The organism is Arthrobacter senegalensis (assembly GCF_059091765.1).
On the sequence record NZ_JBNHGZ010000001.1, the window covers coordinates 461,597 to 484,161 of the forward strand.

Genomic DNA, 22,565 nt, shown 5'->3' on the forward strand with positions numbered 1-22,565 from the left:
CGCGGCGGCCCTACGCGTAGGCCCGCAGCACCGCCGCCTCCAGCTCCGCCTCGCCGGCCAGGCCGTGCGGGCGCACCAGTTTGTCCTGCCCGACGTAGTAAAAGGCGGCCTTGACGCGGTCCAATTCGATGCCGTGCAGGCGTGCCCACGCCAGCCGATAGACGGCCAGCTGCACCGACTTCACCGACAATTGCCGGCCCGTCGGCGCGGTTCCGGTCTTCCAGTCGATCAGGTCCCAGCTGCCGTCGGCGTCGCGGAACACGGCGTCGATGCGCCCGCGCACCACGACGCCGCCGACGCGGGTCTCGACGGGCACTTCGATGGCTGCCGGGACCCGGTTGGCCCATTCGGATGCCTTGAAGTTCTCGACCAGTCCGGCCAGCTCATAGGCCTCGTCGACGAAGGCGTCGGCCGCGTCCGGGTAGGCCTCGAGATCTAACATCCCCGTGGTGCCGAAGTATTCCTCGATCCAGCTGTGGAAGGCGGTACCCTTTCTGGCGGCCATGCCGGGCTTCCGGGGCACCGGGCGCCGCAGGCGCCGCGTGACTTCGTCCGGGTCGTCGGCCAGGTCCACCAGCAGCGACGCGGAGACGTGCGCCGGCAGCTCCACCTCGCCGGCGGTCGGTGCGGCATTGTGGCGTTCCAACAGCAGCCTGGCCTCATGGGCCCAGGTCGAGTCCGCGGCCGGCTGCCGGTGCTGTGCCAGCGACTCCAGCACGGCCTGCGCGGCCTGTTCCATGGCCGCCCGGCGGCCCGGACGCTGCCGCTGCGGGACACCGCTGCGGTAGACCCGCGGCCCTTCCAACGGGTCGAAGGGCCACATGGCTGTTTCCACTTCGGCCCGAAACGGATTCTCCGGCCCGAGTTCCTCGTCCCCTACCCATTGCCGCACTTGCACTGCCGTGGGTTCGTCCTGTGACATTGCGTGCAGTTCGGCCAGGAAGGCCGACACGGCCGTGGGCTTGACCTTGCTGCCGGTCCAGCCGGCGGAGCTGCAGACCAGCAGGTGCTTGGCCCGGGTGTAGGCGACGTAGGCCAGCCGGCGCTCTTCGTCTTCACCGTGTGCCTGGACTTCCGACTTGTAGTCCGCTTCCGCGTTCAGCCAGGACAACTGGTCCGGCTGGTCGGTATCCCACTGGGGAAGGTCGGACCGGTCTCCGCGCAGCGGCCAGGGCAGGGCGGCGTGGCCGCTGCTCCACCGGTTGTCCGAGGAGGAGGGGAAGGCGCCGTCGTTGAGTCCGGGGACGAAGACTGCGTCCCATTCGAGCCCCTTGGAAGCGTGCACGGTCAGCAGCTGCACGGCATCGTGCCGCACGTCCACCTGCGCCATGTCCAGGCCTCCCTCTTCGGCGGCAGCCGCTTCCAGCCACGCCAAAAAGGCCAGCAGGTCCACGCGCTGCGATGTCTGCATGAACGCTGCCGCCGCGTCGTGGAAAGCATCAAGGTTGCGCCGCGCCTGGTGGATGCTCTGCCCGGGTTTGGAGGCAACCTCGATGTCCAGCAGCATGGTGCGTTCCACCTCGCCCAGCAACAGCGTCAGGTCGTCGCCGACGAAGCTGCGCAGGTAGCGGACCTCTTCCGCGAGGCGCCCCAGACGCTCCAGCGCGACGGGTGTCAGCGACCGCCCGTGGCGCGAGGTCCAGCCCGGCTTGGGCAGCCGGTCCAGCGCCTCGACCAGGGACGCGGCCTCGGCCAGGTCCTGTTCGACGACGGCCTCCCCCGCGGCCTCGTCCCGGTCCAGCTCGGCGGCCTCGCCTGCCGTTGCCGCGCGGCGCCGGCTTTCCAGGAACCGGGACCAATCGGCCAGGGCCATCAGGTCCGCCGGTCCGATCCGCCAGCGTGCCCCCGCCAGCAGCCGCATCAGCGCGTCGGACCGTCCCGGATCAGCCAGGACGCGCAGGGTCGCCACGAGGTCCACGATCTCCGGCTGCGCCAGCAACCCGGCCAGCCCGATGATTTCGTAGGGAATGCCCCGCTCTTCGAGTACCTTGGCGATGCCCGGGATCTGTGCCCGCCGCCGGCACAGCACGGCCGTGCTGACGGGTTCGGCACGGCCGGTTTCAGGGTCCCGGGCGAAAACCGTCTTCCGTGCCCGTTCGATCGCGTCGGCGAGGGCGAGGGTCTCCTCCGCCTCGGTCGCGTAGCGCCCCAGTGCCACCGTCCCTTCCGTGGCTCCCGGCCGTGGGCGCAGCGGCGGCACGCTGATCCGGCCGGGGCGCGGACGGTTCGGGTCTTCCCGGTTCAGCGGTGCCGAGATCCGGTTGGCCATCCGCAGGATGTTGATGCTGTTGCGCCAGGCCACCGTGAGGAAACCGGCCGGAGCCGGGGCCCGCCGGCCGTCGTCGCCCACCAGGGGAAAGTGCTCCCGGAAAGCGAAGAGCTGACCGGCGGAGGCACCGCGGAAGCCGTAGATGGACTGGTTCGGGTCGCCCACTGCGGTGACGGCATGCCCGTCGCCGAACAGTTCGGAGAACAGCACCATTTGGGCGTGGGAGGTGTCCTGGAATTCGTCCAGCAACACGACTTTGTAGCGGCTGCGTTCCAGCTGGCGGGCCTGCGGCACTTCACGGGCGATGCGGGCCGCGAGGGAGACCAGGTCACCGAAATCCAGCACCCCCCGTTCCCGCTTGGCCCGGTTGTAGCCGGCCGCCAGGTTGGCCACGGTGATCCGGGTCCGCAGCCGGTCCAGCAATTTCCGCACCTCCGCCTTGGCCTGCTTGGTGCTGCCGTCGATGTAGGGAAGGGCGGCGATCCGCTCCACCTCCTCCGCGAGGTAGCCGGCAGCCTGGTCCGGGGTGACCAGATGCTCCGAGCATTCCCCGGCGAACTGCATCACGGCGTTGACCAGGGTCGATTTGCCGGCCACCAGGTGCTCGATGGGGCCGTCGTACGCCTCCACGCAGTGGCTGGCCAGCTGCCAGGACTGCGCGGTGCCCAGCAGCACCACGTCGCGTTCAATTCCCAGGCGCAGCCCGTAGTCGCTGACCAAACCATTGGCGTACGAGTGGTACGTCGAGACCTTCGGTTCCACCAGTCCGGCAGCATCGTCGGCGTCCTGCGGCAGCAGGCCCTTGCGGTCCAGCTTGGCCAGCTGCGCGCGGATCCGGGCGGCCAGCTCGCCTGCGGCCTTGCGGGTGAAAGTGACGCCGAGGATTTCATCCGGGCGGACAAAGCCATTGGCCACGAGCCAGACAACGCGGTCGGCCATTGTCGCCGTCTTGCCGGAACCCGCGCCGGCGATGACCAGCATCGGCTGCAGCGGGGAGCTGATGATGGCCGACTGTTCGGCTGTCGGCAGGTGCTGGCCCAGCAGTCCGGCAAGCTCTTCCGGGCTGTAGGTTGTGGTGACCGTTCCTATGCTCATTCGGTGACCTGCCTTCCTTCTGCGCACAGGGGACAAATTTCCGGTGCACGGCAGCCGTGACCGCCGTTGCCGGACCGCTGCGGATCGTGCCGGGCCTCGAATTCGGAAGCGGCCATGAGCGCCGCGGCCTCGTGGATCATCGCTGTGGCCCAGTCTTCGCCGTCGGCAAGGCTCTCCTGCTGCTGGACTTTGACCGATTTCAGGTCCTGTCCCAGTTGGACCAGGGAAGCGCCGCCCGGGGCTGACGCATGTTCGGGGAATCCTCCGGCCTGGACCGCCGCCTGGTAGCTGCCCAGCTGCGGGTGCCGCTCCAGTTCTGCCTTGGTCGGGGCAGCGCGTCCCGTTTTCAGGTCCACGATGTGGAGCCGCCCGTCGGCGTCCAGTTCCAACCGGTCCACTTGTCCACGCAGCCTGGCCACGCGTTCCGGACCCGGCAGGTCAACCGAGAAGTCCTGTTCCACGCCGACCAGGCTCCGGCCCTCCGCACGCATCTGGATCACGTACTGGGCCAGTCTCCGGACCATTCCTTCGGCACGGTTGAAGTCAAGCCGTCCCTCCCAGTTCTCCTTCATCCCCAACTGCGGCCAGCGTCGGACCAGTTCGGCCACGTATTCCGTTCCCGTGCCCGCGGGGATGTCTTGCGCAATTCCGTGGACCAGGGTGCCCAGGCTGCGGGCGAAGTCGGTGGCCGCTTCGCCCCCTGCCGCTTGGATGAACCAGTCGAGCGGGGATTTCTGGACGGCTTCCACCTTTGAGGGGGAAACCGGGACGGGTTCCCCCTCCGGAACGACCGGTGCCGTGCTGCTCAGCGGCAGCAGTCCCCACCAGTCGCGCGGGTGAGCGCCGGGCACCGGCACCGGGCTGGCCGCCAGCATGGCGAGCACGGCGGCCGCATCCGCCGCCTCTTCCGGACGGGTCGAGGCTTGCTGGGCGGCCTGCCGGAGTTCCGCTGCCAAGGCACGCACGGTTCGCGGGCGGAGGACTTCGGTCGCCGGACGGGGGGTTTCCGGATCCAGCCAGGGCTCAACCAGATCGAGGAACTGGGACGGCTGGGCGTCTTCGGACTGCACCGCCGTGCAGATCAGCCGGCGTTCGGCGCGCGATATGGCCGTGGAGAAACTGCGCAATTCGTCGTACCGGATTTCCCGCAGCCGGGTCACCGCGTCGATCCGCCGGGCCTCCTCGACGCCGCGCTCCAAAACCTCCACGAACTCCGTGCTGCCCAGCAGTTCGCCACGCAGCCTGGTGTTCGGCCACACCCCCTCCTGGACGCCCGCCACGATGACCAGCGGCCAGCCCCGGCCCGCCGCCGAGGCGGGCGTGAGCAGTTCCACGGCTTCCCGCACCTGGGCGCGCGGCGCGAGGTTGTCCATCGGCAGTTCCTGGTTCAACAGGTATTCCAGGAACTGCCGCGGGCTCGAGCCGGGGAGTTGGTCCACATACCGCTCGGCGGTCTGGAACAGCGCCATCATGGCGTCGAGGTCCCGGTCGGCCCGCACGCCGACGGGGCCGCCTTGCAGTGCCTGTGCCGCCCAGCGATCGGAGAGCCCGGTGGCGGACCACAGTGCCCACAGCACCGTCTCGGCGTTGGCCCCCGGCTCGGCCTCCGCGTCCCGACCGGCCTTGAGCATCCGCGCGATCCTCCTGGCGGATCCGCCTTCCCTTCCGAGCGTGCCGAGGAACACGGGGTCGCCGATCGCTTCCACGAGCAGGGAATCGCTGGACCGGCCCCCGCCGCCGAGCAGCTCTTCGCGCCTCAGTGCCTGGCGCAGGCGGCGCAGGTCGATCGCCGTCGCGCCGCCGATCCTGGAGGTCAGGAGGGCGACGGCAGCGTCGGGGGTGAGTAGTTCCGGCTCCAGGGCCACGGCCAACGCGTCCAGCAGCGGCCGGACCGCGGCCTCGTCGCGCACCGCGCTTTCGGCAACCGGGACCTTGACCGCGATGTCCTGGCCGGTGAGGTAGCGGGCGAGGGCCGAGAGCTGGCCGCCGGTGCGGACGATCACGGCCATCTCGCTGAGCCGGTAGCCCTCGAACAGCCTGGCTTCCAGGATCCGCTGCGCCACATAGCGGTGCTCGTGGACCGGCGACGCGACCACGTGCGAACTGGCGGCGGGCGCGTCGTTCCGGTCCGCGCCGCCGTGGGCGGGCGCGGTTCCGCTCCCGGTTTCTGCTTCCGCACCGGGATGGACGAGGTCGCGGGCGCGGTGCGCCCCGGCGACCTGCGAGATCCGGGCGGCAGCTGACTGCCAGGCGGTTGCGACTCCGGGAGCCATCCGGTGCGAACTGGTGAGGACCAGCGTGTGCAGCGGCCTGTCCGGTGTGCCAACCAGCCCGGGCAACTTGCCGAGGACATCCGGACGGGCGCCGCGGAACCCTTGGACGACGGTGTCCGGCGAGGCCGCGAAGACGGCATCCTGTCCCTCCGCAAGCAAGGCCAGGAGCTCGAAGACCGCGGGGTTGGCTTCCTGGAGGTCGTCCGCCAGGATCAGCCGGAGGCGGCTGCGCTCCCGCTCCAGCAGGCCGGGATGCTCCAGCAGCAGCTGGCGTGCCGAAGTGATGATTCCGGCCGGGTCGAAGGCCTCGGGCATCCGGAGGTCGATCACGTCACGGTACTCGCGATACAGCCGGGCCGCCGCCATCCAGTCCGCCCGGCCATACTCTGCGCCCAACTGTTCCAGTTGCCCTGCGGTGCTGCCGTACTCGGTCAGCCGGTCGAAGAGCTGGCGGACCTCCTGCCGGAAGCCGCGGGTCGCCAGAGCCTGCTGCAGGTCTTCCGGCCAGCCGGCCCCCGGGCCGTAGCCGGCACGATGGCCGGCCAGCAGTTCGGCGATGATCTGGTCCTGCTCGGGTCCGGACAGCAGCCGGGGCGCGCGCTCCACCAGCGGCAGCAGTCCTTCCACCCGTGCCCGTCGGATCAGGTCGAAGGCATAGGCCGACCAGGTCCTGGTCGGGGTGGTGCCCAGGCTGCGGTTGAGGCGCCCGGTCAGCGCGTCGCGCAGGCGCGCGGCCGCCAGCCGGTTCGGGGCCAGGAACAGCAGGTTCGCCGGGTCAAGTCCGGTTTCCTCCACGCGGCGCACCGCGAGTTCCACCAGAGCGGTCGATTTTCCCGTGCCCGGGCCGCCGAGGACCAGCACCGGACCGCAGCCGGCGGGCAGGTCGATGACCTGCGCCTGGTCCGGACTCGGAAGCGGGGCACCGGCGGATCCGGTTTCGGGCCGGACCAGTTGCAGCCCGGCCGACGGCTTGGTCTCGATCATGGCCCCATCCCATCAGCCGGTTCGGACACTTTGCGCCGGAGCTCCTCGATCGCTGCGTATTCTTCAGGCCCGGGCACCCACCGGGCTTCCGCCATGCGCACCCTGGCCGGCCACGCCGCCGGCTCCGCCAGGGGCGTGCCTTCCCGGCGGTAGTGCGCCACAGCCTGTTCCATCAGCTCACCGGGCAGGGAACCATTGGCACGAATAACGCGCCACCACGGAACCGCCGCGCCGTGCAGGGACAGGATCCTGCCGACCAGCCGGGCGCCTCCGGCGTCGAGCAGCTCGGCGACATCGCCATAGGAGAGCACCCGGCCCCGCGGAACGATCGCGGCAAGGTCGAGGACCGCCTCTACTATCGCCTCGCGCATTACACCAGTGTAATTTAGCGGCCCCGCGAGGCCTGCACCGGCGGGCTGCGGGAGCCGCTTCCACACACCGCGCGGAGCCTCCCCGGGATTGTCCGATCCGCCGGATAGCGTTGCGGACATGAACAGCTGGCATACCGGTCCCCGCGCCGCCTTCGATCTCGAAACCACGGGCCGTGATCCCCACACCGCGCGGATCGTGACGGCGTCCATCGTCCTGGTCGACGCAGCGGGACAGCCGCTGCAGGAGCGGGAGTGGCTGGTGGACCCCGGAGTGGAGATCCCTGCGGAAGCCGCCGCAATCCACGGGGTCAGCACCGAACGGGCCCGCAGCGAGGGCCTGCCCGCGGCAATTGCCACCGCCGGTATCGCCGAGGCACTGACCGGCTACTTCGACGCGGGCATCCCGGTCATGGCCTTCAACGCCGCCTACGATTTCACCGTGCTGGCACGCGAATGCTGGCGGTACGGCCTGCCGGCCCCGGCGGCGGCTCCGGTGATCGATCCGTATGTCCTGGACAAACAGGTGGACCGCTACCGGCGGGGAAAGCGCACCTTGGGGGCGCTGTGCGAACTTTACGGCGTCCGTCTCGACGCGGCGCACACGTCGGCGGCGGACGCCCTGGCCACCATCGGCGTCGCGGATGCCCTCGCCCGCCGCTACGCAGCATTGTGCATCGGCGCGGCCGAGCTGCATGCCCTGCAGATCGACTGGTGCGCACAGCAGGCGGCAAATTTCGAGGCCTGGCTGCGGCGCAAGGATCCGGAAGCCGTCGTGGACGGGGTCTGGCCGGTGCGCCTGATGCCCGCCGCTGTCTGACCCTGCCCCCGCCCACACGCGCGTACCCGCCCGCCCCTGAGTCAGCGCGGCCCTGTCAACTTCGGGTCGCCGTATGACGCAACGTCCCGTCGAATTCTGGCGTGTTGTCGCGGCTGTCATAATTAATCCTTGATGGCGGCACATGCTATGGCGGCTGTCGACGCTTCAGACATCGATTCCCCGAGGTTCCATGATCACCGTTACCGACCTGCGCAAGGTCTACCGCCAAGGCGGCCGCGAAGTGGTGGCCCTGGACGGCGTCAGCCTGTCCGTCCCCAAGGGCACCGTCCACGGCATCGTCGGCCATTCCGGTGCCGGCAAATCCACGTTGGTGCGTTGCCTGACCCTCCTGGACAGCCCGACGTCCGGATCGGTATCGATCAACGGGGCCGAGCTCAGTGCCGCCCGCGACGCCGACCTGAGGTCGGCCCGGCGCCGCATCGGGATGATCTTCCAGCACGCCAACCTGATGGACTCCCGCACCACCGCCCAGAATGTGGCGCATCCCCTGGAGATCGTCAAGACGCCCAAGGCGTCCATCCGCGCCAAGGTTTCGGAGCTGATCAGGCTCGTCGGCCTGGAGGGGTTTGAGGACGCCTACCCGTCCCAGCTCTCCGGCGGCCAGCGGCAGCGGGTCGGCATCGCCCGCGCCTTGGCTTCGGACCCGGACGTGCTGCTCTGCGACGAGCCCACGTCGGCCCTGGACCCGAAGACCACCGACGAAATCCTGACCCTGATCCGTGACCTGACCGAGCGGCTCCAACTGACCGTGCTGGTGATCACGCACGAGATGCAGGTCATCAAGCGCATCTGTGATTCGGTGTCGCTGCTGGAAGCCGGCCGGATCGTCGAACACGGCCCGTTGCGCGAGGTCGCCGCCGACCTGGGCGGCCGCCTCTCGAGCACGCTGCTGCCGCTGCCTTCGGCCGAGGCGACCGGCGGGGGCACGATGCTGGAAATCCTCTATTCCGGCGAACGCGCGTCGGAGCCCGTGCTGACCGGGGCTGCCCGGGCCTTCGGCCTCGACCTGAACGTCCTGGCCGGCAGCGTGGAGTCGCTGGCCGGCACCCAGTTCGGCCACCTGCGCATCGAACTGCCGGCCGGGGCGGACACGGCTGCCCTCACCGAGCACCTGGTCGGCCAGGGCGTTGCCGTCCGCGTCCTGCAGGAGGAAGCGGCATGAACTTCATCGACGAACTGACAACCAACCCGGGCATCACCAATGCCCTGCCGGAAGCGATCGGCGAAACGTTGCTGATGGTCGGGGTCTCGGGGGCTTTCACCCTGCTGATCGGCCTGCCGCTGGGCATCTTCCTCTACACCAGTGCGCCCGCCGGGCTGCGGCCCATGCCCGTGACGAACCGGATCGTGTCGGACATCATCGTGAACATCACCCGGTCCATTCCGTTCGCCATCCTGATGATCTCGCTGATCCCGCTGGCCCGGGTCATCACCGGCACCTCGATCGGTGCCCTGGCCGCCTGCGTCTCGCTGACCATCGGCACGGTGCCGTTCTTCGCCCGCCTGGTGGAAACCGCGCTGCGGGATGTGAGCTCCGGCAAAATCGACGCGGCCCTCGTCATGGGTTCCACCCGCCTGCAGGTCGTGGCCAAGGTCCTCGTTCCCGAGGCTTTGCCCGGGCTGGTCGCCGCCTTGACGACGACGTTGGTCACGCTCGTGGGATACTCCGCCATGGCGGGCCTCACCGGCGGCGGCGGCCTCGGCCAGCTCGCCTACAACTATGGCTTCCAGCGGTTCGACACCACCGTCATGGTGGTCACCATCGTGATCATGGTGGTCCTTGTCCAGCTGATCCAATGGATCGGCGACGCCGTGGCCCGGCGGGTGGACCACCGCAGCGCTTCCACCGCAGGCTCGAAGCGCCGGCGGCATGAGCCGGTAACCGCCGTCTGAGCGCAACGTCCGCGACCGTGTCGGGACACCGCCGTCCCGCCCCCACGCTTCCCGCCCGCCTCACCGGCAGCGGAAGAATGCAGCCAGTAGCCGCTAGCTGCACCACATCCGGGACGAACCGACTTCGGCCGGCCCGGTCATTCGAAAGGAACGCACGCAGATGCGTAAAGCACTAACGCTCATTGGTACCGGCCTGGCTGCGGCCTTGGCGCTGACGGCTTGCGGTGGCTCCGAATCCACCCCCAGCGCCGAGACCACGCTGGATCCGGCCAATCCCGTCACCGTCACGGTCGGTGCCACTCCCGTGCCGCAGGGCCGAATCCTGGAATTCGTGGATGAGAATCTGGCCCAGGAAGCCGGGATCGATCTGGAGATCAAGGAATTCACCGATTACCAGACCCCGAACATCGCCCTGAGCGACGGCTCGCTGGATGCCAACTACTTCCAGCATCTGGCCTTCTTTGAGCAGCAGGTGGCTGACAAGGGCTACGACTTCGAACATGGCGAAGGCATCCACATCGAGCCGTACGCCGGGTTCTCGTCGAAGCACCAGAGCGTCGACGACCTTGGCGAGGGCGCAACCATTGCGATCACCAACGACCCGGGGAACCAGCCGCGCGCACTCAAGATGCTCGAAACGGCCGGGCTGCTGACCGGGATCGAGGACGATTCGGCGGCGCTGACGCTGACCGCGGAGCAGAACCCCAAGGGCTTGAAATTCGAGGAGAACCAGCCTGAAATCCTGGTCCAGTTGATCGAGGATCCGAAGATCGACCTGGCCATCATCAATGGCAACTTCATCCTGGATGCGGGGCTGAACACCGACGATGCAGTGGTCGTCGAGTCCTCGGAGAACAACCCGTATGCCAACTTCCTGGTCTGGAACGCCGGTGACGATAATCCTGCCGTGGCGAAGCTCGAAGAGCTGCTCCACTCGCCGGACGTGAAGAAGTTCATCGAGGAAACGTGGCCCAACGGCGACGTCTTCCCCGCTTTCTAGTCAGTCCCGAACCGCCGGCGTGAGCGGCAACGGCCGACGCCAGAAAGGTCCCCGGAAGCTTGGGCTTCCGGGGACCTTCTGTGTCCGGCCCGCCAACGACCGGCTTGCCGGTGTCTGGCCGGGCGGCGTGCCTGGTCAGCGACCGGCCTGCCGGTGTCTGGCCGGCGGCGTGCCTGGTCAGCGGCCTCGCCGGACCGGCGCGGATTCCTCGGCGGAGGTCCTTCCCGACATCACCTGAATCACCACCCAGCCCACCGCGGTGACCGGAACGGCCAGGACGGCGCCGATGATGCCGCCCAGGATGGTTCCCGCGGTCAGGGCCAACAGGATCACCAGCGAGTGCAGGCTCACCGAGCGGCCCATCACCACCGGCTGCAGGAAGTTACCCTCCAGCTGCTGCACGATGATCACGACGGCGACCACTACCAGCGCGGCCACCGGCCCGTTGGCCACCAGCGCCACCAGGGTCGCCAGCACGCCGGCGATGGTGGCTCCGACGATCGGGATGAAGCCGCCGATGAAAATCAGCACCGAGAGCGGCAGCGCCAGCGGTACCTGCAGGATGAACAGGGCGAGTCCGATGAAGAAGGCGTCGACGGCCGCGACGGTGGCGGTGCCCCGCACGTAGCTGCCCAGCACGTCCATGGCGCGCGACCCGGCCAGCTCAAGCTGCGGCCGCTTTGCCGCCGGGAACCAGCTGAGCAGGAAACGCCAGATGCGCGGCCCGTCCTTGAGGAAGAAGAAGAGGATCACGGCCATCAGGACGGCCCCGGTGACGACTTCGGCCGCGGTCGACAATCCGCTCAGCGCGCTGCGTCCCACCGTGGCGCTGGTCAGGAAGTCGACCACCCCGGCGAGCGCCTCGTCGATCTGCTGCTGGCTGACCGGCAGCGGGAAGGTGGCCAGGAACTCCTGCAGCTGCATCCAGCCCTCGCGGGCGGAGCTGACCAGCTCGTCCGCTTCGCTGCGGACCGCGAAGACGATCCCGGTGATCACGCCGCCGAGCACCACGAGGATCCCGAGGAACGCCGTCGCCGTGGCCAGCGCCGCGGACCAGCCCCAGCCGCGCAGCAGCCGCACCACCGGGCCCACGGCCGCCGCCAGAATCAGGGCGATCAGGACGGGAATGACGAGGAGCCGCAGCTGCAACAGCCCGTAGATCACCACGCCGGCCAGCAGCAGCGTGAGCAGCAGCTGTGCGGAACGGGTGGCCGTTCGTCCGAGTCCGTCGGACCAGATCGCGCGGGGCGGCATGGGCGCCGGGGCCGGATCCAGCCGTGACTGCACCGGCGCGGGGGCCGGCTCGGTCCCGGACCGCACCGGCGGCGGCCCGGCCTCCGCCAGGGGCGCCGCGGCGTCCGCCAGGAGCGCCTCGGCGTCGTAGTCTTCCGGTGTTTGCCTGCGCCTGGAGAACAGGCCCATCTGCACGCTCCTGGGTTCGCGCGGCGATTCCGTGTACCGCCGTCAGCATCAGTCTGCCATGCCGCTGTCCCCGGGACCGGGCGGCAGGCGGACGGCGACCCCCGCCCCCGGCACCGGAGTTGCGGTCAGGCCGGCGGCGTGGCCGCCGCGGCAGCCCGCGCGGCCGCCGGCAACGCGGCGAAGATTTTCTCCATCGCGGCGTCGTCGTGCGCCGCCGAAAGGAACCACGCTTCGAACACCGACGGCGGCAGGTAGACGCCGGCGTCGAGCATGGCATGGAAGAAGGGGGCGTAGCGGAAGGCTTCCTGGCCCTGGGCGTCGGCGTAGTTGTGGACGCCGTTGGCCGAGGTGCCGAAGGCCACGCTGAACAGGTTCCCCGCGGTCTGGATGCTGTGGTCCACGCCGGCCTTGGACAGGGCGGCGGTCAGCGCGGCCTGCAGTTCGAGCGAGCGGGCGTCGATCGCCGCGTAGACCGCGGGCGTCGCGGCGGTCAGGGTCGCGACACCGGCCGCCATGGCGATCGGGTTGCCGGAGAGCGTGCCGGCCTGGTAGACGGGACCGGACGGCGCCAGGTAATCCATCACGTCGGCGCGGCCGCCCAGGGCCGCCACCGGCATGCCGCCGCCGATGACCTTGCCGAAGGTCAACAGGTCGGGCACGAACGGATCGGCTGCCCCGTCGGCTCCCCCGGTCAAGCCCCAGTAGCCGGCGTAGCCGGTGCGGAAGCCGGTCAGCACCTCGTCCAGGATCAGCAGCGCCCCGTGCTCCCGGGTGATGCGGGACAGGGCCGCGTTGAAGCCGTCGGCGGGGGTAACCACGCCCATGTTCGCGGGGGCCGCTTCGGTGATGACGGCGGCGATCTGGCTGCCGCGGGCGGCGAACACTTCCTCGACGGCGGCGACGTCGTTGTACGGCAGCACCAGGGTCTCCGCGGCCGTCGCCTCGGTGACGCCCGCCGAACCCGGCAGGGCCAGGGTGGCCACGCCCGAGCCCGCGGCGGCCAGCAGCCCGTCCAGGTGCCCGTGGTAGCAGCCGGCGAACTTCACGACCAGGTTGCGGCCGGTGTAGCCGCGGGCCAGGCGCACGGCGGTCATCGTGGCCTCGGTGCCGGTGGAGACCATGCGGAGGCGCTCGACGGCGGAGACCCTGCCGACGACCAGGGCCGCCAGTTCCGATTCGGCGGGCGTGGAGGCGCCGAAGGACAGTCCCCGGTCCACGGCCGTGTGCACGGCCTCGAGGACGGCCGGATGGGCGTGGCCCAGCAGGGCCGGGCCCCAGGAGCACACGAGGTCTACGTACTCGCGCCCGTCGGCGTCGGTGAGGTAGGCCCCCTTGGCACCGACCATCATGCGCGGCGTCCCGCCGACGGAGCCGAAGGCCCGGACCGGTGAGTTCACCCCGCCGGGCATCAGCTGGCGGGCGCGTTCGAAGAGTTCCTCGGAGCGGATGGCTTTAATCATGGTCTTGGGTCCTTTCGGGACAGCGGAATCCGCTGCGGACGGGTCGTGCTGCGCGGCAACCGGCGGCCGACGGTGAACTGTTACTTCAGCCAGCGGGCGATTTCCGGGGCCCAGTAGGTCAGCACCATGTCGGCGCCGGCGCGGCGGATGCCCAGGACAGATTCCAGGATGGCCGCCTTCCGGTCGATCCAGCCATTGGCGGCGGCTGCCTCGATCATCGCGTACTCGCCGGAGATCTGGTACGCGGCCACCGGCACAGGAGACATCTCCGCCACGTCGGAGAGGATGTCCAGGTAGCTCATCGCGGGTTTGACCATAACCATGTCCGCGCCTTCTGCCAGGTCCAGTTCCACTTCCCGGATGGCTTCGCGCCGGTTGGCGGCGTCCATCTGGTAGGTCCGCCGGTCCCCGGTCAGCTGCGAGTCGACCGCTTCGCGGAACGGCCCGTAGAAGGCCGAGGCATACTTTGCGGCGTACGCCAGGATGGAGACGTCCTGGTAGCCGGCCTCGTCGAGTGCCTGCCGGATCACCGCCACCTGTCCGTCCATCATGCCGGAGGGACCGAGCACGTCCGCGCCGGCAGCCGCCTGGGCGACGGCCATTTCCGCGTAGATCGACAGCGTGGCGTCGTTGTCGACGGTGCCGTCGGGGGCCAGCACGCCGCAGTGGCCGTGGTCGGTGAACTCGTCCAGGCAGACGTCGCCCATCACCACCAGGTCGTTCCCGACCTCCGCTTTCACGTCGGCGATGGCGCGGTTCAGCACGCCGTCGGGATCCACTCCGGCGCTGCCCGTGGCGTCACGCACCTGGGGAACTCCGAAGAGCATGATGCCGCCGAGGCCCAGCTCCACGGCCTCGGCGGCCGCGCGCTTGAGCGTGTCGGTGGTGTGCTGGACCACGCCCGGCATGGACTGCAGCGGTACCGGTTCGCTGAGGCCTTCGCGGATGAAGGCGGGCAGGATCAGCTGGTTCGGGTGGGTCCGGACCTCCGCCGTCATCCGGCGGATCGCCTCGGTGGCCCGCAGCCGGCGCGGCCGGTGGGAGGGGAAGCTCATGGCGTTCCTTCTGGTTCGGTGGGATGGTTTTCAAGCGACCGCGCCAGGGCGTCGGCGATGCCGGGCGGCGTCGGTTCGGCAGCGGTGGCGGCGATCTCCAAGCCCAGTTCGGCGCCCTGCCGAGCGGAACTGGTGCCGATCGCGATCAGCCGCAGTCCGGCCGGCCACGGGTCAAGGAGTACCGCCAGCCGCCTGGTGACGCTGGGCGAGGTCAGGACGACGGCGTCGATGGCGCCGTTGCCGGCGCGGCTGCGGAATTCCGCGGGCGTGATGAGTTCCAGGTCGTCGGCGGGCTCGCGGGCGGCGATCTCCAATTCCGCGGTCAGGCGGAGCTCGGGACGGGCGGGGTAGTCCACCGTGCGGTAGGCGGTCACGGGCAGCACCTGCCAGCCCTTCGCCATCAGGCCTTCGAACACCGTGGGCGCCGCGATGTCGGCCTGCGGCAGCAGGACCAGCATCCGCTCGGCCGGGCCGCCGGCGGTTTCCGGCGGCAGCGGCCACGCATCGACCAGGCCGACGGCGTCCATGCTGCCGGGTGGCACCAGGTCGACGGTGAGGCCCTCGGCCTCCAGCGCCCTGGCGCTCGGGCTTCCGACGGCCGCAATCTTCGTGTCCCCTGCCAGCGCGGCGAGGCTGGTGCCACGCTCCAGTGCGCACGCCTTCAGCGCCCGCACCGTCGTGATGCTGGTAATGACCAGCCAGACGGCCTTGTTCTGCGCCAGCAGGGTCAGGGCCTGGTCCAGTTCGTCCGGCTTGTCCGTCCGTTCGAAGTCGATCAGCGGCAGGACGCTGGGGGACGCGCCGCGGCGGACCAGTTCGGCGGCCATGCCGGCCGCCCGGTCTGGGCTGCGCGGCAGCACCACCCGCAGGCCCTGCAGCTGGTTGTCCGGCGCGCCGCGCTGCCACAGCAACGCCATCGTCAGCGCCCGGCCAGGCTCATCAGGTCGCCGGCACCCTGCCCGAGCAGCTCTTCAGCCAGTCGTGCGCCCAGGGCCACGGCATCCTCGGAACCGGCTGCCTGCACCGTCCGCTCGCCGTGCAGCAGCCGGCTGCCGTCGGGGCTGCAGACCACGGCCCGCAGCACCAGGGAGCCGGCGTCGACCGATGCCAACGCCCCGACCGGGGCGCTGCAGCCGGCTTCCAGCCGCGCCAGCAGCGACCGTTCGGCCGTCACCGCCAGGCGGGTGTCCGCGTCGTCGTAGTCGGCCAGCGCGCCGGCCAGCGCCGTCCCGGAAGCTGCGTCGGCAACCCGGCATTCGACGGCCAGCGCGCCCTGGCCGGGGGCCGGCAGCATGACCGACGGATCCAGCAGCTCCGTGACGTGCTCGGTGCGCCCCAGCCGTGCCAGCCCGGCCGCGGCGAGCACCACGGCGTCGAGATCTGCGTGCTTTCCCTCGTGCCTTTCTTCGCCCGTGAGCCCCTTGACCCGTCCCAGGCGGGTGTCCACGTTGCCGCGGATATCCACCACGTCCAGGTCGGGGCGGGCGGCACGCAGCTGGGCTGCCCGGCGCGGGGAGCCGGTGCCGACCTTGGCGCCGGCCGGCAGCCCGGCCAGGGTCAGCCCGTCCCGGGCGCAGAGGGCGTCGCGGACGTCGACGCGGGCGGGAATGGCGGCGATCTGCAGCCCGTCGGCCACGCCGGTGGGCAGGTCCTTCAGCGAATGCACGGCCACGTCGCAGCGGTCATCCAGCAGGGCCTCGCGCAGCGCGGCGGTGAAGACTCCGGTTCCGCCGATCTGGGCCAGCGGCCCCCGCAGCACGTCGCCCTCGGTCTTGATCCGGACCAGTTCATACTCCAAGGCCCCGCCGGCGGCCAGCGCCTCGGCCACGGTGGTGGTCTGGGTGACCGCCAGGGCGCTGCCGCGGGTGCCGATGCGGACTGTGACGGTCATGGCTGCGGCACCCCCACGGTCGAATCCATGCCGGCCACCGTCGGTTTCTCGCCGCGGCGGTTGGCGCAGCAGCCGGGCATGCACACGTCCATCCAGGGTCCCAGGCCGGTCAGCGCCGGGCGGTCCGCGCGGTGCTGTTCCACCGTCCGCTCACAGACCAGGTCCACGAGGCCCTCGACGAACTTCCGGTGCACGCCCGGGGTGGGCACGCGGGCGGCGGCCAGCCCGAGGCCGCGGCAGGTCTCCAGTGCCTCCGTGTCCAGGTCCCACATCACCTCCATGTGGTCGCTGACAAAGCCCAGCGGCACGATGACCACGCCCTTCACCCCCTGCGCGGGCAGCTCTTCGAGCGCGTCGTTGATGTCCGGCTCCAGCCACGGCACATGCGGCGCGCCGGAGCGGGACTGGTAGACGAGGGACCAGTCGACGCCGGCTGCTCCCGGAACGCGGTCCAGGACGGCCCGGGCGGTGGCCAGGTGCTGCGCCACGTAGGCGCTGCCGCCCTCGTAGTCCACCCCGCGGGGCCCGGCGTTTTCGGCGTCCCCGAGGGGAATGGAGTGGGTCGCGAACATCACGTGGACCGGCGCGTCCGCGGCGCCCTGCGCGGACAAGTCGGCGCGTACCCGGTCCAGGCCCTCGGCCAGGCCCTCGGCGAACGGTTCCACGAAGCCCGGGTGGTCGAAGTACTGGCGCACCTTGTCCACTTCCAGCTTGCCGGCGAGCCCGGTCTCGACCAGGGCCATGCCGAAGTCCTCGCGGTACTGGCGGCAGCTTGAGTAGCCGGCGTAGGCGCTGGTGGTCACGGCCAACACCCGGCGGTGGCCGGCGTCGTACGCTTCCTTGAAAACATCGGTGATGTACGGATCCCAGTTGCGGTTTCCCCAGAGCACCGGCAGCTCGATCCCGCGGCGGGCCAGCTCGGCCTCGAGCGCCGCCTTCAGTGCCCGGTTCTGCGCGTTGATGGGGCTGACGCCGCCGTTGGCGCGGTAGTGCGTGGCGACTTCTTCCAGCCGTTCATCGGGGATCCCGCGGCCGCTGGTGACGTTGCGGAGGAAGGGGATGACATCGTCCTGGCCCTCGGGGCCGCCGAAGGAGGCCAGCAGCAGGGCGTCGTACTTCTTCGGCTGCATGGTTCCGTCGGCGGCGACGCCGGCACGCGGGTCAAAGGACGGTTCGGCGGACTGGTTCACCGCAGCACCTCGGCGATTTCGGCAATGCTGATGCGCCTGCCGGTGTAGAACGGGATCTCTTCGCGCACGTGGTTGCGCGCGTCGGTGTAGCGCAGGTGGCGCATCAGGTCCACCAGGTCGATCAGTTCGGGGGCTTCCAGGGCCAGGATCCATTCCCAGTCCCCCAGCGCGAACGAGGCGACCGTGTTGGACAGCACCTGCGGGAAGTCGCGGCCGAGCAGTCCGTGGTCGCGCAGCATCTTGCCGCGTTCCTCGGCCGGCAGCAGGTACCACTCGTAGGAGCGCACGAAGGGGTAGACGCAGAGCCAGGCCTCCGGGTCCTTGCCCAGGGAGAAGGCCGGGGCGTGGTTCTTGCTGAATTCGGCATCGCGGTGGACGCCCATCGCGGACCAGACCATCTCGGCGGGGGCGAACAGCGGGGTCCTGCGGATGTCGCGGACCGCCGCCTGGAGTTCGTCCGGCTGCGGTCCGTGCAGCCAGATCATCACGTCGGCGTCCTCGCGCATAGCGGAAACGTCGTACGCGCCGCGCAGGGTGACGTTGCGGCCGGCGAGTTCGGCAACCGTCTCATCGAACGCCGCGGCCGCGGACGGATCCACCGGTGCGCCGGTGCGCTTAAAGACCGTCCAGAGGGTGTAGAACAGTTCCTCGTCGGTGCCGCCGGCGGCGGGGATTGCTGACTCTGACCTTGCCGATTCGCTCATGCTTACCAGTCTGCCTTCTGCATCGTAATTAATCGAAAACCACTTCTACATATTGTAGAAGATCAGTGCGCCGCCGGCTGCAGCCGTGCGGCGAGATCGCGTGCACGGCGCCGTGCGTCCCCCACCACGGCCACCAGCCCGGTGCCCGCCAGCCATGCCCCGGTGCTGCCCAGCCCGGGATGCGCAACCAGTTCGCGGCGCACCGCTGCCACCCGCTCGCGGTGCCCCACGGTGGCGGACGGAAGCGCGTTGGTCCAGCGCACCACCTTCGAGCCCACCACGTCGTCGTCGCCCACGGCCACCCCCAGCAGGAAGCTGGCATCGGCCAGCGCCTGGCGGTAGAGCCTGTCGTCGGCCCAGCCGGTGAAGTCCTCGGCGCCCCGCTGCCCCACCGCGCGCCCGTAGGACAGCCGCAGCACGTGGCTTCCCGGGCCTGCTTCGTCCGCCAGCCACGGCCATTTGGCGGTGGCATGGGTGAGTGCCTTGGCCTTGACGTTGCGCACCGACGGCGCCACCAGCATGCCGGTGCCCCGCGGCATGGCGTCGAGGTCGGGCAGGTCCACCACCAGGGTCACCAGCGAGACGGCGGGTCCGGTTTCGGGTTCCAGTCCGGCCAGCCCGGGGACGGCGCCGGAGAGCAGCCGGACGGCGGCAGCGCCATCGGCCGCCAGCATCACGGCGTCCGCGCGGAACGTCCCGGCCGCCGACTCGACCTGCCACCCGCCGCCGTGCCGGGTGACGGCTGTGGCTTCCGCCCCGGTGTGCAGGGCCACGTGACGGGCTTTCAGGTCGGCCAGCAGGGCCTCGGCCAGCCGCCCCATGCCGCCGGCGATGCCGGCCACGTTGGAACCGGCCGGGGCGGCCTTCCGGATGGCGCCCACCGCGGCGGCCAGGGACCCGTGGGCGGCCACCGAGGCGCGCAGGCCCGGCATCACCGAGTCCACGTCCAGCACATCCGGATCCGCCGAGTACACCCCGCCTGCCACCGGCGCGACCAGTTTCTGCAGCACGGCATCACCCATCCGGGCGCGCACCAGCTGGCCCAGGCTGAGCTGCTCGCGGCGCAGCAGCGAACCCAGCGGCATGACCTTGTCGCCCGAGGCGCGCAACGCCGCCCGGCGGCCGATGGCACGCACCACGTCCGGGTCGGAAGGGTCTGCCGGGATGCCGAGCACGCCCGTCTTCGGGAGCCGTTGCGCACCGTCCGGCAGCTGGATCCAGGCGCCGGCCGGGTTCGGCTGGACAATGTCGTTGCCCAGGCCCAGTTCGCCGATCAGGTCCGGGACCACGCTGGAGCGCGTCGCGAAAGATTCGGCGCCGGCGTCGAGCATCAGCCCGCCCACCTCATGCCGGACCACGCAGCCGCCGAACCGGGGGCCACGCTCCAGGACCGTCACCTCGACGCCGGCCAGCGCCAGCTCGCGCGCAGCGACCAGGCCGCCGATCCCGCCGCCGACGACGACGGCGGTGCCCGGCTTGGGCTTGCGCCCGCCCTGCCGTTCGGGACGGCGGGCGGGCTGCGGATGCGGGTGCTGCATGGCTACGGGGCCACGGAATGAATCAGCTTGACCACCCGGGTCAGGACCTCCGGGTCCGTCTCCGGCGGCACGCCGTGGCCCAGGTTGACCACGTGGCCCGGGGCGCCGCTGCCGGCGGCCAGCACCTCGCGCACATGGGCCTCCAGCACCTCCCACGGCGCCGACAACAGCGCCGGATCGATGTTGCCCTGCAGCGGCGTGCGTCCGCCCAGCCGGCGGTTCGCCTCGTCCAGCGGCAGCCGGTAGTCGACGCCGATCACGTCCGCCCCGACGTCGCGCATGGCCACGAGCAGTTCGGACGTGCCGGTGCCGAAGTGGACCAGCGGCGCGCCCAGGTGGCGGACGTGGTCCAGCGCGCGCGACGACGCCGGTGCCACGCGCCGACGGTAGTCAGCCAGGGACAGCGAACCCGCCCAGGAATCGAACAGCTGTCCCGCACTGGCACCCGCTTCCAACTGCGCCCGCAGGAACTTGCCCGAAGCGTCGGCGGCCCAGCCGGCCAAGGCATCCCAGGTCTCCGGGTCGGCATGCATCATGGTGCGCGGCCCCAAGTGGTCGCGGGACGGCCGGCCCTCCACCATGTACGCGGCAAGCGTGAACGGGGCGCCGGCGAAGCCGATCAGCGGCTTGGCAGCGAGCTCGGCCACCGTCAGCCGGACCGCCTCGCGGATGGGCTCCAGCGATTCGTCGGTGAGTACCGGCAGGGCGGCGACGTCGGCGGCGGTGCGGACGGGTGCGCCCAGGACCGGGCCGACACCGGGGACGATGTCAACATCCACCCCGGCCAGCTTCAACGGGATAACGATGTCGGAGAAGAAGATGCCTGCGTCCACATCGTGGCGGCGCACCGGCTGCAGGGTGATTTCCGCCGCCAGTTCCGGTTTCAGGCAGGCATCCAGCATCGCGATGCCCTGCCGCGCTTCCTTGTATTCGGGCAATGAGCGCCCGGCCTGCCGCATGAACCAGACAGGACGGCGGCCCGGCTTCCCTCCGCGGTAGGCGGTGATCAGGTCCGAGTCGGCGGTACGCCCATCCACCAGGGGATGGGAAGCATTGAGTGTCATGACATAGATTCTGGTCCAGCGGCCCTGCTTCTGGCCAACCGCGGGCGGCGCCGGGAGCGCGGGATGGCGGCGGCCACCGGCCCGAGTGGCCAATATCACCGGCGCCGGCGGCGCCCGAAACCAGGTTAACGCCGGGTTAATGGGCCAAGCTTGGAGGAGCCGACGCTGGCTTCCCGCTAAGATAGAGGCGCTGTGGTCTTACTTTCACTTGTTGCAACCCATTCCAAGGTCGATCTGGAAACGGTGGCCCGCCTGAGTGCCGGCACCTCCCGGATCGATACCGACGTGCTCGCAGACGGGTCCCCGGTCACCGGAGCCGTGGTCCTGGCTACCTGCAACCGGGTGGAAGTTTACTGCGAGACCGAGAGCGAGTCCGACCTGGAGGCCGCCCGCGCCGCGCTCATTGAACAGATCAGCCGCTGCTCGGGGCTGGACGACGCGCTGGTCGCCCGCTCCTTCGACGTGAACACCGGCGAGGATGTTGCGCGGCACCTGTTCGCGGTCGGGGCCGGCCTGGATTCGGCCGTGGTCGGCGAACGCGAGGTGGCCGGCCAGGTGCGTCGGGCCCTGATCGAGGCGCAGGAAAAGGGCACCGCGAGCGGGGGGCTGGTCCGGCTCTTCCAGACCGCTTCCCGGACGGCCAAGGACGTCGGGACGCAGACGGCACTCGGCGGCCGCGGGCTTTCGATCGTGTCGGTCGCGCTCGACCTCGCCACGGATCTGGCCGTCGAGAAGGACTGGTCGGGCAAGCAGGTTGTACTCTTCGGGACCGGCGCGTATGCCGGGGCCACCATGGCGCTGCTGCGCGAACGCGGCTGCACCCACATCAGCGTCTACTCGGCTTCCGGCCGCGCCGCGGCGTTCACCGAAACCCGCGGCGGCGTCCCGCTGACCCACGCGGCGCTGGACAGCGCGATGGCTTCCGCCGACGTCGTCATCGGCTGCAGCGGCAGCGACAACCAGGTCAGTGCCGAGCGCGTGGCCGGGGTGCGCACCGGCGTCGACAAGCCGCTCACGATCATCGACCTCGCGCTGAGCCACGACTTTGATCCCGCCGTGGGCGCGCTCGAGGGCGTGGAGCTGATCACGCTGGAGTCCGTGCGGATGGCCGCGCCCGAGGAGCAGGCCGAATCCGTGCAGCAGGCGGCCGAGATCGTCGCCAACGCGGCGCGCAGCTTCGAGGCCAGCCGGCAGGCGCGCAGCGTGGACTCCGCCATCGTGGCGCTTCGCAAGCACACCATGCAGGTACTGGAGAACGAGCTCGAGAAAGTGCGCTCGCAGCACGGCTGCACCGGCCCGGCCCAGGAAGTCGAGTTCGCCATGCGCCGCATGGTCAAGCAGTTGCTGCACCTGCCCACCGTGCGGGCGCGGGAACTGGCCGCCAACGGCGAGCAGGAGCGTTACATTGCCGCCCTGGAAGCGCTGTACGGCATCACGGTCGAAGACCCCGCCCTGCCCCGGGCCGCGGACGCGGCGTCCTGCCCGGTCGCGCACGGCGACGAGGCCGCCACTGCCTGA

At 70.4% G+C, this 22,565-nt stretch carries 17 protein-coding genes; 5 read left to right on the plus strand and 12 right to left on the minus strand.

The window, feature by feature from the left end:
- Positions 1–10 precede the first annotated feature (10 nt).
- Genes AC5RVG_RS02085 through AC5RVG_RS02095 form a run of 3 tightly spaced genes read right to left on the minus strand, consistent with a single transcriptional unit; the run spans position 11 to position 6,992 of the window.
- Entirely contained in the window at positions 11–3,364 is a 3,354-nt protein-coding gene (locus AC5RVG_RS02085) for an ATP-dependent helicase (RefSeq protein ID WP_494012546.1), read from the minus strand.
- Entirely contained in the window at positions 3,361–6,621 is a 3,261-nt protein-coding gene (locus AC5RVG_RS02090) for an ATP-dependent helicase (RefSeq protein ID WP_494012547.1), read from the minus strand. Before AC5RVG_RS02090 ends, AC5RVG_RS02085 begins: the two co-directional genes overlap by 4 nt.
- On the minus strand, positions 6,618–6,992 hold the full coding sequence (locus AC5RVG_RS02095; RefSeq protein ID WP_494012548.1) for an MGMT family protein: 375 nt from the start codon (positions 6,990–6,992) through the stop codon (positions 6,618–6,620). Before AC5RVG_RS02095 ends, AC5RVG_RS02090 begins: the two co-directional genes overlap by 4 nt.
- A gap of 118 nt (positions 6,993–7,110) precedes the next feature.
- Between AC5RVG_RS02095 and AC5RVG_RS02100 the strand changes: the two genes are divergently transcribed.
- From AC5RVG_RS02100 to AC5RVG_RS02115, 4 genes are all read left to right on the plus strand, one after another.
- A complete protein-coding gene (locus tag AC5RVG_RS02100; protein WP_494012549.1) occupies positions 7,111–7,809 on the plus strand; it encodes a 3'-5' exonuclease in 699 nt (232 codons plus the stop codon).
- A gap of 190 nt (positions 7,810–7,999) precedes the next feature.
- Positions 8,000–8,992, plus strand: a complete 993-nt coding sequence (locus AC5RVG_RS02105; RefSeq protein ID WP_494000261.1) for a methionine ABC transporter ATP-binding protein — start codon at positions 8,000–8,002, stop codon at positions 8,990–8,992.
- Positions 8,989–9,723: a methionine ABC transporter permease gene (locus AC5RVG_RS02110; RefSeq protein ID WP_494012550.1), complete on the plus strand. Its 735-nt coding sequence runs from the start codon at positions 8,989–8,991 to the stop codon at positions 9,721–9,723. The genes AC5RVG_RS02105 and AC5RVG_RS02110 overlap by 4 nt, the downstream gene beginning before the upstream one ends.
- A 160-nt stretch (positions 9,724–9,883) precedes the next feature.
- The gene (locus tag AC5RVG_RS02115) at positions 9,884–10,723 is read left to right on the plus strand and encodes a MetQ/NlpA family ABC transporter substrate-binding protein (RefSeq protein WP_494000263.1); all 840 of its coding nucleotides are present in this window, start codon (positions 9,884–9,886) and stop codon (positions 10,721–10,723) included.
- 177 nt (positions 10,724–10,900) lie between these two features.
- On the opposite strand, the gene AC5RVG_RS02120 is transcribed toward AC5RVG_RS02115, so the two are convergent.
- The 9 genes from AC5RVG_RS02120 to hemE all read right to left on the minus strand — a co-directional run bounded on the left by AC5RVG_RS02120 (position 10,901) and on the right by hemE (position 21,047).
- On the minus strand, positions 10,901–12,145 hold the full coding sequence (locus AC5RVG_RS02120) for an AI-2E family transporter (protein ID WP_494012551.1): 1,245 nt from the start codon (positions 12,143–12,145) through the stop codon (positions 10,901–10,903).
- 125 nt (positions 12,146–12,270) lie between these two features.
- Positions 12,271–13,605, minus strand: coding sequence for a glutamate-1-semialdehyde 2,1-aminomutase (gene hemL, locus AC5RVG_RS02125; protein WP_494012552.1), 1,335 nt, complete (start codon positions 13,603–13,605; stop codon positions 12,271–12,273).
- Between the two features lie 80 nt (positions 13,606–13,685).
- A complete protein-coding gene (gene hemB / locus AC5RVG_RS02130) occupies positions 13,686–14,660 on the minus strand; it encodes a porphobilinogen synthase (RefSeq protein WP_494000266.1) in 975 nt (324 codons plus the stop codon).
- Complete coding sequence (locus tag AC5RVG_RS02135) at positions 14,657–15,577, minus strand: uroporphyrinogen-III synthase (RefSeq protein WP_494012553.1); 921 nt, start codon at positions 15,575–15,577, stop codon at positions 14,657–14,659. The genes hemB and AC5RVG_RS02135 overlap by 4 nt, the downstream gene beginning before the upstream one ends.
- 2 nt (positions 15,578–15,579) lie before the next feature.
- Positions 15,580–16,551 carry a hydroxymethylbilane synthase gene (gene hemC, locus AC5RVG_RS02140; protein WP_494000268.1) on the minus strand — a complete coding sequence of 324 codons (972 nt, stop codon included), beginning with the start codon at positions 16,549–16,551 and terminating at the stop codon, positions 15,580–15,582.
- Positions 16,548–17,681 carry a ferrochelatase gene (locus tag AC5RVG_RS02145; RefSeq protein ID WP_494012995.1) on the minus strand — a complete coding sequence of 378 codons (1,134 nt, stop codon included), beginning with the start codon at positions 17,679–17,681 and terminating at the stop codon, positions 16,548–16,550. The genes hemC and AC5RVG_RS02145 overlap by 4 nt, the downstream gene beginning before the upstream one ends.
- Positions 17,682–17,737: 56 nt before the next feature.
- Positions 17,738–18,445 carry a hydrogen peroxide-dependent heme synthase gene (gene hemQ, locus AC5RVG_RS02150; RefSeq protein WP_494012554.1) on the minus strand — a complete coding sequence of 236 codons (708 nt, stop codon included), beginning with the start codon at positions 18,443–18,445 and terminating at the stop codon, positions 17,738–17,740.
- Between the two features lie 62 nt (positions 18,446–18,507).
- Positions 18,508–19,983 (minus strand): protoporphyrinogen oxidase, encoded by a 1,476-nt coding sequence (gene hemG / locus AC5RVG_RS02155; protein WP_494012555.1) that lies wholly within the window; start codon positions 19,981–19,983, stop codon positions 18,508–18,510.
- Between the two features lie 2 nt (positions 19,984–19,985).
- Positions 19,986–21,047, minus strand: coding sequence for a uroporphyrinogen decarboxylase (gene hemE / locus AC5RVG_RS02160; RefSeq protein WP_494012556.1), 1,062 nt, complete (start codon positions 21,045–21,047; stop codon positions 19,986–19,988).
- A gap of 192 nt (positions 21,048–21,239) precedes the next feature.
- On the opposite strand from hemE, the gene AC5RVG_RS02165 reads away from it, so the two are divergent.
- On the plus strand, positions 21,240–22,565 hold the full coding sequence (locus AC5RVG_RS02165) for a glutamyl-tRNA reductase (protein ID WP_494000272.1): 1,326 nt from the start codon (positions 21,240–21,242) through the stop codon (positions 22,563–22,565).